At 65.3% G+C, this 13732-nt stretch carries 10 protein-coding genes; 5 read left to right on the top strand and 5 right to left on the bottom strand.

The genetic code is table 11. The features are described from left to right. Positions 1-94: 94 nt before the first annotated feature. Positions 95-1885, top strand: coding sequence for a long-chain fatty acid--CoA ligase (locus DK926_RS03355; protein ID WP_068428231.1), 1791 nt, complete (start codon positions 95-97; stop codon positions 1883-1885). A gap of 37 nt (positions 1886-1922) precedes the next feature. On the opposite strand, the gene DK926_RS03350 is transcribed toward DK926_RS03355, so the two are convergent. Further along, a complete protein-coding gene (locus DK926_RS03350; RefSeq protein ID WP_114328548.1) occupies positions 1923-2537 on the bottom strand; it encodes an alpha/beta fold hydrolase in 615 nt (204 codons plus the stop codon). A 56-nt stretch (positions 2538-2593) separates the two neighbouring features. Between DK926_RS03350 and DK926_RS03345 the strand changes: the two genes are divergently transcribed. After that, on the top strand, positions 2594-5983 hold the full coding sequence (locus DK926_RS03345; RefSeq protein ID WP_114328546.1) for a TM0106 family RecB-like putative nuclease: 3390 nt from the start codon (positions 2594-2596) through the stop codon (positions 5981-5983). Here the strand turns inward: DK926_RS03345 and DK926_RS03340 are convergent. Together DK926_RS03340 and DK926_RS03335 are read right to left on the bottom strand one after the other, a co-directional pair. Then, positions 5980-7197 (bottom strand): alanine racemase, encoded by a 1218-nt coding sequence (locus DK926_RS03340; protein ID WP_243636623.1) that lies wholly within the window; start codon positions 7195-7197, stop codon positions 5980-5982. The two genes, DK926_RS03345 and DK926_RS03340, sit on opposite strands and share 4 nt — an antisense overlap. A gap of 44 nt (positions 7198-7241) precedes the next feature. Then, entirely contained in the window at positions 7242-7874 is a 633-nt protein-coding gene (locus DK926_RS03335; protein ID WP_068429073.1) for a helix-turn-helix domain-containing protein, read from the bottom strand. Positions 7875-7950: 76 nt separating this feature from the next. Between DK926_RS03335 and DK926_RS03330 the strand changes: the two genes are divergently transcribed. Next, complete coding sequence (locus tag DK926_RS03330; protein ID WP_114328544.1) at positions 7951-9279, top strand: D-arabinono-1,4-lactone oxidase; 1329 nt, start codon at positions 7951-7953, stop codon at positions 9277-9279. 22 nt (positions 9280-9301) lie between these two features. Beyond that, positions 9302-10771 carry a molybdopterin-dependent oxidoreductase gene (locus DK926_RS03325; protein ID WP_114328541.1) on the top strand — a complete coding sequence of 490 codons (1470 nt, stop codon included), beginning with the start codon at positions 9302-9304 and terminating at the stop codon, positions 10769-10771. Here the strand turns inward: DK926_RS03325 and DK926_RS03320 are convergent. After that, positions 10758-11696, bottom strand: a complete 939-nt coding sequence (locus DK926_RS03320; protein ID WP_114328539.1) for an adenosine deaminase — start codon at positions 11694-11696, stop codon at positions 10758-10760. The genes DK926_RS03325 and DK926_RS03320 overlap by 14 nt on opposite strands. A gap of 10 nt (positions 11697-11706) precedes the next feature. Continuing rightward, positions 11707-12498 (bottom strand): enoyl-CoA hydratase/isomerase family protein, encoded by a 792-nt coding sequence (locus tag DK926_RS03315; protein WP_114328536.1) that lies wholly within the window; start codon positions 12496-12498, stop codon positions 11707-11709. 84 nt (positions 12499-12582) lie between these two features. Between DK926_RS03315 and DK926_RS03310 the strand changes: the two genes are divergently transcribed. Further along, positions 12583-13728, top strand: a complete 1146-nt coding sequence (locus DK926_RS03310) for an acyl-CoA dehydrogenase family protein (protein WP_068428216.1) — start codon at positions 12583-12585, stop codon at positions 13726-13728. The last annotated feature ends 4 nt before the right edge of the window (positions 13729-13732 follow it).

Below are 13732 nucleotides of genomic sequence, written 5' to 3'. Positions count from 1 at the left end.
GAAATTCGCAAACCGGACAACCATCGGTAGTGCACTACGGCTCGGAATGTGATGAAATGCACACCTATACGTCAGTTTTTCGGAGGGGATTCAAGTGCGCGAATATTCTGTGCCGGCATCATTCACCATTCCTGATGATGTCTCGATGGCCGATACCGTGTTTCGGTACGAGAAGGAGTCCCCCAACCTGGTGCCGTTCCAGCGTCTCGTGAACGGCTCCTGGGTCGACGTCACCGCGAAGCAGTTCGCGCAGGAAGTGGCAGGCGTCGCCAAAGGCCTCATCGCATCGGGCATCGAACTCGGCGACCGTGTCGCCATCCTGTCGGCCACCCGCTACGAGTGGGTCGTCCTCGACTACGCCATCTGGACCGCAGGTGGCTGCACCGTTGCCATCTACGAGACGTCCGCACCCGATCAGGCGCAGTGGATTCTCGAGGATTCCTCGTCCAAGCTCCTCGTAGTCGAGACTCCTGCCCACGCGGAGGCGTTGAAAGAGGTCACCGAAGGCGCCGCCGAGCTGCGTGAGGTTCTGCAGATCGATGCAGGCGCGCTCGACGAGCTGACCACCCGCGGCGTGGACGTCAGCGACGAGGACCTGCATGCCCGCCGCGGTCAGGTCACCGCGTCGTCGCCCGCGACGCTCATCTACACGTCCGGAACCACCGGTCGGCCCAAGGGTGTGCAGCTCACCCACTCCAACTTCTACGCCGAGACCAAGGCCGTTCAGCTCGCACTCGGCGACGCAATGAAGGAGGGCAGGCGGACGCTGATGTTCCTCCCGATGGCACACGTGTTCGCCCGTGCAATCTCGTTCGGCGCATTCGAGTCCAAGACGACCGTCGGACACACCTCCGACATCTCGACGCTGCTCGACCAGTTCGCCCTCTTCAAGCCCAACTTCATCCTGTCGGTGCCGCGTGTGTTCGAGAAGGTCTACAACTCGGCGAAGCAGAAGGCGCACGACGGCGGCAAGGGCAAGATCTTCGACAAGGCTGCCGCGACCGCGATCGAGTGGAGCGAGGCAAAGGACAAGGGCGGCCCCGGCCTGGTGCTGAACCTCAAGCATGCGCTGTTCGACAAGCTCGTCTACTCGAAGCTCCGCGCTGCACTCGGTGGCGAATGCGACCGCGCGGTGTCCGGTGGCGCAGCACTCGGTGCGCGGCTCGGCCACTTCTTCCGCGGCGTCGGCATTCCGGTCTACGAGGGATACGGACTCACCGAGACGAGCGCGGCCGTCACCGTCAACACCACGAAGGACCAGCGCGTGGGCACCGTCGGTAAGCCGATCAACGGCCACGCGGCGAAGATCGCCGAGGACGGCGAACTGCTCGTCAAGGGACCGGTCGTCTTCGGTGGCTACTGGCACAACGACAAGGCGACCGCCGAATCCATCGTCGACGGCTGGTTCCACACCGGCGACCTCGGCTCGATCGACCAGGACGGCTTCGTCTCGATCACCGGCCGCAAGAAGGAAATCATCGTCACCGCGGGTGGCAAGAACGTCGCACCCGCTGTGCTCGAGGACGCACTACGAGCGCACGCCCTCATCAGCCAGTGCCTCGTCGTCGGCGATGCCAAGCCGTTCATCGGCGCGCTGATCACGCTGGATCCCGAGGCGCTTCCCGGGTGGAAAGAACGCAACAGCATCGCCGACGGCATCGCATTCGACGAACTGTCGAAGCACGCCGACCTCGTCGCCGAGATCGACAAGGCCGTCGCCGACGCAAACAAGAAGGTCTCGAAGGCCGAGCAGATCAAGAAGTACAAGATCCTCGAGGTCGACTTCACCGTCGAGACCGGCGAACTCACGCCGACGATGAAGCTCAAGCGCAACATCATCCACCAGGAGCGTGGCGCCGAGATCGAGGCGATCTACGCCAAGTAGTCCTTTTCGTGTGACGTGCAGGTACCCGGCCTGCACGTCACACGTGAGAGAGCAGGAAATCCGCGGCTTCGAGCGTGACCGTGCGGTGGACCTTCTCGTGCAGGAGATCGTGGCCGGCGTTCTCGAACTCCCTCAGCCGGGCACCGGGGACGGACGGGATCCACTCGCGCACCGCGTCGATCGGGGCCATCCGGTCGTCGACACCGTGCATCGCCAGCAACGGCACGGTCGACGAATTCAGATCCCCGGCCTTACCTGTCGTCGACGTCGGCGTTCCGCACAGCACTGCGGAGACGAAATGATCCGGATCCTTGTGGAGGGCTGCAATCGCCGTCGCCGCGCCGAGGGAATGACCCATCAGAGCCATCGGCACGCCCGCGCGCTCGGACCTGGCGATCTCGGCGAGCTGTAGCGCGTTGTCGGCCAGACCACCGATCTGCGACGCGTCGGACAACTCTCCTTCGGTCAGTCCGTGGCCGACGTGGTCGACGGCCCAGACGTCGATGTTCTCGCCGTTGAGCACACGGGCGAGACGGTGGTAGTGACCGCTGTTCTGTCCAAGACCATGAAGAAACACCAGGACAAGACGTGGATGAGCTGTGGTCCACGAGCGGTAGTGGACAGCACCGGTGACTCCTTCGAAAAACGGCATTCGACTATTTTGCCTGGCTCGGTTCGATGTCGCAGCAGTCCCCTACAGTTGTCCGCGTGTTCCTCCTCGACGACCGGGTGGTCTTCAGCGCGAGCGACCTCTCCGCGGCAGCGGTGTGCGAGTACGCGCTGCTGCGCACGCTCGACGCGCACCTCGGCCGGGTCGAGGCAGGCGTCGCTGCTGCCGACCCGATGCTCGAACGCACATCGGCGCTCGGATTCGCGCACGAACGTCGGCAACTCGAGGCGTTCCAGAAACAGTTCGGCGCCGGTGTGTCGATCATGCCGCGGCCGGAGCGCACGCGTCTCGCCTACGCCGACGCGAACGCGGCCACCGTCGAAACGGCGTTGTGGGGCTACGACGTCCTGTACCAAGCGACGTTCTTCGACGGACGATTCCTCGGATTCTGCGACTTCCTCGTCAAGGAGGATCGTGGCTATTCGGTCTACGACACGAAGTTGTCCCGGCACGCTCGGGTGCCTGCGTTGCTCCAGCTCGCCGCGTACGCCGACGCACTCGAGCGGAACGGCATCGAGGTCGCCGACTCGCTGCACCTGATGCTCGGTGACGGCACCACCACCGATCACGCGCGCAAGGACCTGCTGCCGGTCTATCGTCGTCAGCGCGCACACCTCGAGGACATTCTCGACGAGCACATCGCCGACGACGAACCCGTCGACTGGGCCGATCCGCGGTACACCGCGTGCGGCAGGTGCGACGCGTGCGAAGAAGAAGTGGTCGCGCGCGACGACCTTCTTCTCGTGGCGGGGCTGAGCGGTGGCCATCGAGCACATCTGATCGACGCGGGCATCACGACGACGAGAACACTTGCAGCACACGACGGTTCCGTGGACGGTATCTCGCATCGCATTCTGACCAACCTGCGTTCGCAGGCGGCTCTGCAGCTCGCGCAGGCCGACAGCGGCGTCGCCGAATACGAGATCTTCGACGCCGACGCACTCGGTTCGATCCCGGAACCGGACCCCGGCGACATCTTCTTCGACTTCGAGGGTGACCCGTTGTGGGCAGAGCCGGGTTCCAACGACTGGGGCCTCGAGTACCTGTTCGGCGTGCTCGAAGCCGACGGCACCTTCCTGCCGTTCTGGGCACACGACCGCGCGCAGGAACGCCAGGCGCTCGGAGACTTCCTGGACTACGTCGTCGAACGGCGTCGACGCTTCCCCGGCATGCACGTCTACCACTACGCGGCGTACGAGAAGACGGCCCTGCTTCGACTCGCCGGACGTTACGGCGTCGGCGAGGACGTCGTCGACAATCTGCTGCGGCAGAACGTGCTCGTCGACCTCTACCCGATCGTCCGGTCCTCGATGCGGATCGGCGAACGCTCGTACAGCATCAAGAAACTCGAACCGCTCTACATGCCTGCCGATCGCGACGGCGACGTCACCGACGCGGCCGCGTCGATCGTCGAATACGCCAACTGGTGCGACCTGCGCGACGAAGGCCGCACCGAGGAGGCGGACGCCGTCCTGTCGGCCATCGCCGACTACAACGAGTACGACTGCGTCTCCACCATCCGGCTGCGAGACTGGTTGCTGGAGAGGGCATCCGAGGCAGGCGTCACGCCAGATCCGATCTCCGAGATCCCCCTCGAGATCGACGATCAAGCGTCACCACTCGAACAGTCGCTTCGAGACTTCGCCGGCATCGGCGAACGAGACGCGGTGCAGCAGGCCGTCGCGCTGTACGGCGGATCCATCGGATATCACCGTCGCGAGCGGAAGCCGTTCTGGTGGGCTCATTTCGACCGGCTGCAGAAGCCGATCGACGAATGGGCCGACGCTGCAGACGTTTTCGTGGTCGAGTCGGGAACGATCGAGTCGGAGTGGGCGAAGACGTCCCCACGGCAGAAGTTGCTCCGGCGACGTCTTCGCCTGATCGGCAACGGCGGCGTGGAGAAGTCCGTGCGACTGCTGTACGACCTGCCTGCCCCGGACGGCCTCGAACAACCGCACCCGACGTATCGCTCGTGCAGCCGAGGCGATGTCGTGGAGGTCGGGGACACGTTCGTCGTCGTCGACGAGAAGCTCGCCGCCGGTGCCGACCCGTACGCCGACCTCCCGATGGCCTTGGCTCCGACGTCGCCGATTCCGTCGGCGAGCCTGGAAGCCGCCATCACCGCTGCCGCCGAGGAGGTGCAGCGCGGACTGCCGGACCTTCCGCGGACCGCCGTCGCCGACCTGACCTCCCGAGCGACACCGAGAACACTGTCCGGCAACCCACTTCCGACGCTCGTCGGCAGCGACTACATCGGGGCCATTCGCACCGCCTTGCTCGATCTGGACAACTCGTACCTGGCCGTCCAGGGGCCTCCCGGAACCGGCAAGACGTACACGGCCGCAGCCGTCATCTCGACCCTGGTACGCGAGCATCGGTGGAAGATCGGCGTTGTCGCACAGTCGCATTCGGTCGTCGACAATCTACTGCAGGGCATCGCGAAAGCCGGTGTTCCTGCGCAGCAGATCGGCAAGAAGAAGGCACCCGACGGACTCACCGAACTCCGTGAAGGCGATTACCCGTCGTTCATCGGGGATGCCGTCGACGGCTGCGTCGTCGGCGGCACGGCGTGGGACTTCTCCAACTCGAATCGCGTCGAACCCGGCTCGCTGGATCTTCTCGTCGTCGACGAAGCGGGACAGTATTCACTCGCGAACACGATCGCGGTCGCGCAATCCGCTCGAAATCTGTTGCTGCTCGGCGATCCTCAGCAACTACCACAGGTCAGTCAGGGCACGCACCCCGAACCGGTCGACGAGTCCGCTCTGGGCTGGCTGTCGGCGGGGCACGGCGCACTGCCCGAGGACCGCGGCTACTTTCTCAGTCGCACATGGCGCATGCACCCCGACCTGTGCGCACCCGTGTCGGCTCTGTCGTACGAGGGCAAGCTCTTCTCGAACGAGGCGCACACGCTGCAGCGGAACCTCGTCGGACTCCGCGCGGGCCTGCACACCGTGTACGTCGACCATCACGCGAACACCACCGACTCCCCCGAGGAAGCCGACGAGATCCGTCGACAGATCGAGAAGCTCGTCGGCAAGCAGTGGACCGACCCGAAGAACCACGACGGAAGCCGGGGCCTCGAACCCACCGACTTCATCGTCGTCGCGCCCTACAACGCGCAGGTGGCCCGCATTCGAGAACATCTCGACGACGCCGGTCTTGGGGACGTGCTCGTCGGAACCGTCGACAAGTTCCAGGGCCGTGAGGCACCGATCGCGATCGTGTCGATGACCGCGTCCAACCTGGGTGAATCACCCAGGGGCGCAAGCTTTCTCCTGTCGAAGAACCGACTCAACGTCGCGATCTCGCGCGGACAGTGGGCGGCATTGCTGGTGCAGTCGTCGACGCTGACGCAGTATCTCCCGTCGACACCGCACGGCCTCGAATCGTTGGGCGCTTTCATGGCACTCGGCGAGACCGGCTAGCCGAAGTTCTTCCCCTCGCCCCGGTAGGTCGGCACGGTGGTGACGCTGCCGTCGGACTCGACGATGTGCAGCGCGTCGAACCGCTCGCACACCTCGCCTGCCTTGGCGTGCCGGAACCAGATACGGTCGCCGATCGAGATTCCGGCCCCGGCAACGGGTGTCTGTACCTCGCCTGCACCCTCGTTGCGCAGCAGTTTCAATCCGCCCAGCAGGAGGCCGCGCGCCGCGGACGAGACGGCGACAGGCGTCGGCACCCTCGATTTCGACGCAGGCCCCGACGCGATGTACCCGCCGCCGAACGCCGTCGCCACCGAGCGAGTGGGCGTCCGAACGACCGGAAGTGCGAAGTACAGAGCAGGATTGGGCGCGAACGCCTTGTAGCGGTCGAACAACGTCGGCACGAACAGACCCGAACCTGCAGTCACCTCGGTCACGACCGGGTCCGCACTGCTCACCTCGAGCGAGCCGGTCCCACCGCTGTTGACGAACTCCAGACCTCCGACGACGCCCGTCACTGCGTCGACGACAGCTCCTCTGCGCGTGCGTAACTCGGCGGCCGACGCGCGCTTGACCAGCTCGATGGCCACACTCGAATCGGGCAACCCGGCAATCTGCGCTTCGTAGAACATGATTCCGACGACGCGGAAGCCGCGGTCCTTCGCCCGCGCCGCGAACCGGGCGACCTGGTCGGGCTCACGGAGCGGCGAGCGACGCACCCCGAGATGCAGTGGCCCGATCCGCAGGGACGCGTCGACGTCGATGCAGATTCGCGGCTTGATCCGGTCGGAACCGGCGGCGGCACGGATGATGTCGAGATGGGCCACGTCGTCGACCATCAGGGTGATCCGCCCGGACAGCACTCGGTCGCGGGTGATCTCGGCGATGGAGTCGGCGTCGACCGTCGGATATCCCATCAGTACGTCCTGCGCACCGAGCCGGGCGAGCCAGAGCGCTTCGGCGGGCGAGTAGGTCATTATCCCGCGAAAGCCGCCTCCTGCAGTCAGATTGGGACCGAGGACCCGTTCGAGCACGGCTCGGGTTCGCACCGACTTCGCCGCGACGCGCACCGGCATGCCGCCTGATCGACGGCACAGGTCGGCGGCATTGGCGTCGAGCGCGACGGCGTCGACCGCCGCGAACGGTGGTCGGAGCGACTCGGTGGCGCGTGCGATGCGGTCCAACGCGGTACGGCCGTGCACGGTTCGTGGCAGCAGTGATGTCACGGAGTTCCTCGTCCTGTCGTCCGAAGGCAGTGTCCTCACACTTCTACAGCCTTCGAGGCGATGATGCCGGACAGATCGTCGAGAGCGGCGATGACCGCCACGTCGTCGTGGTCGACCAGCCACCGCAGGATCAGCCCGTCCACCGTCGCCATGCCGAAACGCGCCACGGCCTCGATGGGCTCGATCCACCGCGTGCCGGTGAACTCCGAGCAGCGTTGGAAGAACAGCAGGGTCTCGTCGTCGCGGATGCGGTACTGCCCGGTCGCGATGGACGCGGCCAACTCCGACCCCAACGCACGATGCCGTAGCAGGTAGGTCTTGATCTCGTAGGACAGAAGCTGCCGGTCGGCGGTCTTCTCGACGATCGGCCAGATGGCGCTGAGCCCGCTGTGCACGAGTTCTCGCAGACCCGGAACCCCCGGCAGATTGACGGAGTCGGTGAACGCAGCCTGCAGAGCTCGCGTCACGTCGACGACGAGGCCCTCGCCCATCGCGATGACGAGCGACTCCTTCGATTCGAACAGGTAGTAGACCGCCCCCTGGCTCACCCCCGCTTCGTCGGCGACACCGCGGACGGTCAATGCCTCGATTCCGACCCGTTCGGCGCGATCGAGGGCAGCCGAGACCAGCTGTGCACGCCTCGTGTCCGCCGACAGCCGGGTCTGCATGCCCCGATAGTAAGCGGGCAGCCCCTCTGCGGACTGGCGATTGACCGTGTCGACGGTGCACATTCATAGTTGTGCGATGAACGGAGTCGAGTGGCGGAACTGGGCCGGAAATCAGAGCGCTCGCCCGCAGGAGTCGGTGAGTCCGAAAACCGTCGAGGAAGTGCGACGCACGGTCTTCCATGCCGGCGAGACCGGACTGCGCGTCAAGTGCGTCGGCGCCGGCCATTCGTTCACGTCGATCGCGGTGACCGACGGAATCCTCGTCGACCTCGACCGGTTGCAGGGCATCGAATCCGTCGTGCCGATGCCCGACGGTTCTGCGTCGGTGACGGTGTTCGCCGGGACGCGTCTGCGCGCGCTGACCGCATGGTTGTGGGACCTGGGCCTTGCGATGACGAACCTCGGCGACATCGACGAACAGTCGATCGCGGGTGCCATCTCGACGGGGACGCACGGGACCGGACGACGATTCGGCGGCATCGCGACTCAGGTACAGGCACTGGAGATGGTGACCGCCGACGGCAGCGTCGTGACGTGCTCCCGCGACTCGGAGCCGGACATGTTCGACGCGGCCCGCGTCGGACTCGGCGCGCTGGGCATCATCACGAAGGTCACGTTGCGATGCGAGCCGGCGTTCGCGCTGCATGCCGTCGAGGCGCCGTCGACGTTGACCGGAACGCTGTCGTCGCTGCCGGACGTCGTCGAGCAAACGGATCATTTCGAATTCTACTGGTTTCCGCACACCGACCGGGTGCTGACGAAGACGAATACTCGGTTGCCTGCCGACAGTCCGTTGGCGCCGCTCGGTCGTGTCAGGGCTTTTCTCGACGACGAGTTGTTGGCGAACCGTGCATTCGAGATCGTCAACCGCGCGGTGACGCGTTTCCCGGCTGCGATTCCGCGAGTCAACGCCTTCTCGTCGAGGGCACTGTCGGCGCGCGAGTTCACCGACCGGAGTTATCGCGTGTTCGCGTCGTCGCGCACCGTTCGGTTCCGCGAGATGGAATATGCGGTGCCTGCGGAGTCGATCACGTACGTGGTGCGCGAGGTGGATCGGTGGCTGCAGTCGTCGGGCTTCGCGGTGGCGTTCCCCGTCGAGGTGCGCTTCGCGGCCGCCGACGACATCTGGCTGTCGACGGCGAACGGCCGCGACAGCGCGTACATCGCGGTGCACCAGTATCACCGGCGGGAGCACCGCGAGTACTTCGACGCGGTGGAGAAGATCGCCCGCAGCGTGGGCGGGCGGCCGCACTGGGGAAAGCTGCACTCGCAGACGGCGAACGATTTCGCCGAGATGTACGAGCGTTTCGGTGACTTCGTCGCGATGAGGGACAAACTCGATCCGGGCGGGATGTTCGGGAACGAGTATCTGGCAGCTGCGCTGCATGTGAGCAGAAATGCATAGAGGGCTATACATTTCTGCTCACATGTTGTCCGGACTTCTCGCTGCCGCAGTCGTTCTCGGCGTCGGCGAACTCGTCGCCGTGCCGTTCGGGCCGAACTCGTCACCGTTCTTCGCAGTCGGATCCGCCGTCGTCGACAACACCCCCGAAGCAGTACGGGAGTGGGCGATCGACACGTTCGGCACGTCGGACAAGACTGCCCTGTTCGTCGGGATGGCGGTCGTCATCGCGTCGATCGCCGCTGCGGCCGGCGTGTTGAGACGGCCGTGGGGAGCAGTGCTGTTCGGGGTGCTCGGGGCGGTCGGCGTACTCGCCGCCGTCACACGCAGCACCGCCACTCCCCTGTCCGCGTTGCCGACGATCCTCGGCGTCGCAGCGGGAATCGTCGTACTGAACGCCCTTCTGCGAACCGAAGAACCCGTCGCCGACGGTATGTCGCGGCGTAGTTTCCTCAGCCTTGCCGTCACCGCCGGAGTCGTCGCCGTCGCGGCAGGCACCGCAGGCCGGCTTCTCGGCCAGGCGCGTGACGTCACCGCCAACCGACTCGGCTTCAGGCTCCCGACGCCGACGCGTCAGCCGCCGATCCCCGCGGGCGCGGATCTGCGGATCGACGGGCTGACGTCGTACATCACGCCGAACGACGAGTTCTATCGCATCGACACCGCACTTGTGGTGCCGCAGGTGGCGTCGGAGGACTGGTCGCTGCGCATCCACGGGATGGTGGACCGAGAACTCGAGATCACGTTCGCCGACCTCGCGACGAGGCAGGCCGTCGAACGCACCGTCACGCTCACGTGTGTGTCCAACATCGTCGGCGGCGATCTCGTCGGGAACGCCACCTGGATCGGCTACCCGCTGAAGGACCTGCTCGAGGAGGCCGGAATCCAGGACGGCGCGGACATGGTGCTGTCGTCCAGTCACGACGCCTTCACCGCGGGCACGCCGCTCGAGGTGCTGCTGGACGGCCGCTACGCGCTCCTGGCCGTCGGCATGAACGGGCAACCGCTCCCCGTCGAGCACGGCTATCCAGCACGTCTCGTCGTACCCGGCCTGTACGGGTACGTGTCCGCGACGAAGTGGGTCACCGACCTCGAGATCACTCGATTCGACAAGGCCAGCGCCTACTGGACCGACCGCGGCTGGGGTGAGCGCGGCCCGATCAAGACCGCGTCGCGCATCGACACCCCCAAGCCAGGAGCAGCGGTCGACGCGGGAACGGTCGTCGTCGCAGGCGTCGCATGGCATCAACACACCGGAATCTCCGGCGTCGACGTGCAGATCGACGACGGAAACTGGGTGGCAGCAACACTGTCCGAGGAGTACTCGACGGACACGTGGCGACAGTGGACCTACGAGTGGGCCGCAACGCCCGGCCAGCACACCATCCGTGCCCGCGTGACCGACGGGAACGGCGACATCCAGACGTCGATGACGGCCGACACCGTGCCCGACGGGGCAACCGGCTATCCGAAAGCGTTCGTCACCGTCCGATGAAGGACGCCTTGATGCTGTTGTCGTACAGGATCTCTCGCTCACGAGCCGTCAGACCGAGCGCGGTCTCTAGGGCGGCGAAGTTGTCGTCGACATAGCCGCCGAAGTACGCCGGATCGTCCGAGTTGACCGTGACGATCAGACCGCGCTCGATCATCTGCCGGATGGGATGCTCTGACAGATCCTCGTACACCTTCAACCGCACGTTCGACAGAGGGCAGACCGTCAGCGGAATCTCCTCGTCCACAAGACGATTCACGAGAGCGTCGTCCTCCAGACAGCGGACACCGTGATCGACGCGTTCCACACCCAGCAGGTCGAGGGCCTGCCAGATGTACTCCGCCGGGCCCTCCTCCCCCGCGTGCGCGACGACGTGCAAGCCCTCGGCTCGCGCCTTCGCGAACACGTCGACGAACAACGACGGCGGGAAACCGGCCTCCGCGGAATCGAGGCCGAGCCCGATGATCGGGGCCTGCATCGCGAGCAGATTGTCGAGCAGCTTGTTGGCATGCAGCACCGGTTTGTCCCGCAGAATCGACGCGATCAGCCCGCTCTTCACCCCGAATTCCCGCTCGCTCGACGCCACCGCATCGGACAAGCCCTCGACGACGGCCTCGAGCGCGACACCTCGCGCCGTGTGCGCCTGCGGATCGAAGAAGATCTCCGCCTGCGTCACACCACCTGCGGCAGCACGACGGAAATACGCGCGCGCAAGATCACCGAAATCCTCGGCAGTCCTGAGCACCGACATGTTGGCGTAGTACAGATCGAGGAACGACTGCAGATCCGTGAACTCGTACCGGGCCGCCAACTCGTCGATGTCGTTGTACGGCAACGCAATTCCGTTGCGCTCGGCGAGTGCGAAGATCTGCGGAGGCTCCAGCGAACCTTCGATGTGCATGTGCAGTTCGGCGAGCGGGGTAGTCATCGCAGAAAGTCTACTTACCGGTGTACGTCGCCTTTCCCGGGCCGTTCGCCAGGAAACTCTTCACCGCACCTTTCAGGTCCTCGGTCTCGAACAGCGCCCCCGACACGTCCGCGGTGATCTCGTCCGCATGAGCGACACCACCCGAACGCCACGCTGCCACGATCTTCTTGGTGGCAGCGTGAGCCACCGTCGGTCCGGCGGCCAAGCGCTCGACCAGGGTACGGGCAGAGGCGTCGACGTCGTCGTGGATGCTGTTGACCACGCCCCACTCCTTCATGGTGGCCGCGTCGTAGAGGTCGCCCGTCATCACGAACTCGCGCGCACGTCCGGAGCCGGCGCGTTCGGCGAGGCGCTGCGGGCCACCCATGGACGGGGTGAGGCCGACGACGATTTCCACGAGGCCGAACTTGGCCTTCGGTGACGCGACGATGATGTCGCAGGCAAGGGAGATCTCGAACGCGGCCGTCAAGGTCAGTCCGTGAGCCGCGTAGACGACCGGGCACGGCAACGCTTCGAGCGGATGCGCGATCTCGTCGAACAGGCGACGCCACAGATCGGCGCCCTGTTGGGCCGACAAGCCGTCGAAGACATGCACGTCGACGCCCGCCGAGTTGACCTTGCCCTCGGCCCTGAGCAGCACCGCGCGGGGTGGATTCGCCGTCAGATCGGCGATGTTCGCGCACACGGCGTCGAACATCGCTTGATCGAACAGATTGAGGGGCCCGTGGTCGAAGGTCAACACTGCGACCTCCGCACCGGCATCGGTGGTGTACCTGACGAGCGAAGTGGGTTGGTCAGCCATGGTGTCAGAGTGCCATACGCTGCGCGACGCGTAGTTACCGACGAGTATATTGCGTCTCGATTACCGTTACCTGGAGGAACACACATGAGGCGCAGCCTGTTCGAGAAGGACCACGACGCGTTCCGCGAATCCGTCCGCGAGTTCGTGACACGCACCATCACTCCCGTCGAGGAGAAGCTGATCGAGCAGCGCTTCATCGACCGGGAGATCTGGCTCGAAGCAGGGCGCAACGGCTTCCTCGGCCTCGAGGTGCCGGAAGAATACGGCGGCAGCGGCGCCGAGGACTACCGCTTCAATGCGGTCCTCGGTGAGGAACTTGCTCGATCGAGCGCCGCCGTGGCGTCGTGCTTCGGCATTCATTACGACATCGTCGCCCCGTACCTCGTCCAGCTGACGACCGAGGAGCAGAAGAAGCGCTGGCTGCCCGGCTTCTGCAGTGGCGAACTGCTGACGGCGATCGCGATGACCGAGCCGTCGGGCGGATCGGACCTGGCGTCCCTGAAGACCACCGCAGTGAAGGACGGCGACGACTTCATCATCAACGGGTCGAAGACGTTCATCACCAACGGCAACAGCGCCGACCTCGTCATCGTCGCCACCAGGACCACGCCCGAGAAGAAGGCGCGCGGCATCACGCTGTTCGCCGTCGAGAACGGAACCGAAGGCTTCTCGCGCGGACGCAAGCTCGACAAGGTCGGTCAGCCCGAATCGGACACGGCCGAGCTGTTCTTCGAGAACGTGCGGGTGCCGTCGTCCAACATGATCGGCGAGTTCGACGGCGGCTTCATCCACATGATGCAGCTGCTGCCGCAGGAGCGCATCAGTGCGGCGGTGGCGAACCTCGGTCACGTCCGGCCGATCCTCGAGGAGACGCTCCAGTACGCCAAGGACCGCAAGGCATTCGGTCAGGCGATCGGCTCGCTGCAGTGGAACAAGTTCCTGCTCGCCGAGCTGGTCACGAAACTCGATGTGGCACAGGCGTTCGTGGACAACTGCATCGTCGCGCACGGCAACGGTGAACTGACCGCCATCGACGCCGCCAAGGCCAAATGGTGGACGTCGCAGGTGCAGAACGAGATCCTCGACCACTGCGTCCAGCTCCACGGCGGCTACGGCTTCATGAACGAGTACCGCGCTGCCCGAGCCTGGAAGGACGCTCGGGTCACCAAGATCTGGGCAGGATCGAACGAGATCATGAAGGAACTGATCGGCCGGGATCTGGGGCTTTAAGCGC

This window comes from Rhodococcus sp. Eu-32, from assembly GCF_003336925.1.
Lineage (GTDB): Bacteria > Actinomycetota > Actinomycetes > Mycobacteriales > Mycobacteriaceae > Rhodococcoides > Rhodococcoides kyotonensis_B.
Note: the sequence above shows the minus strand (reverse complement) of the source record. Positions and strands in the feature narration are given on the sequence as shown.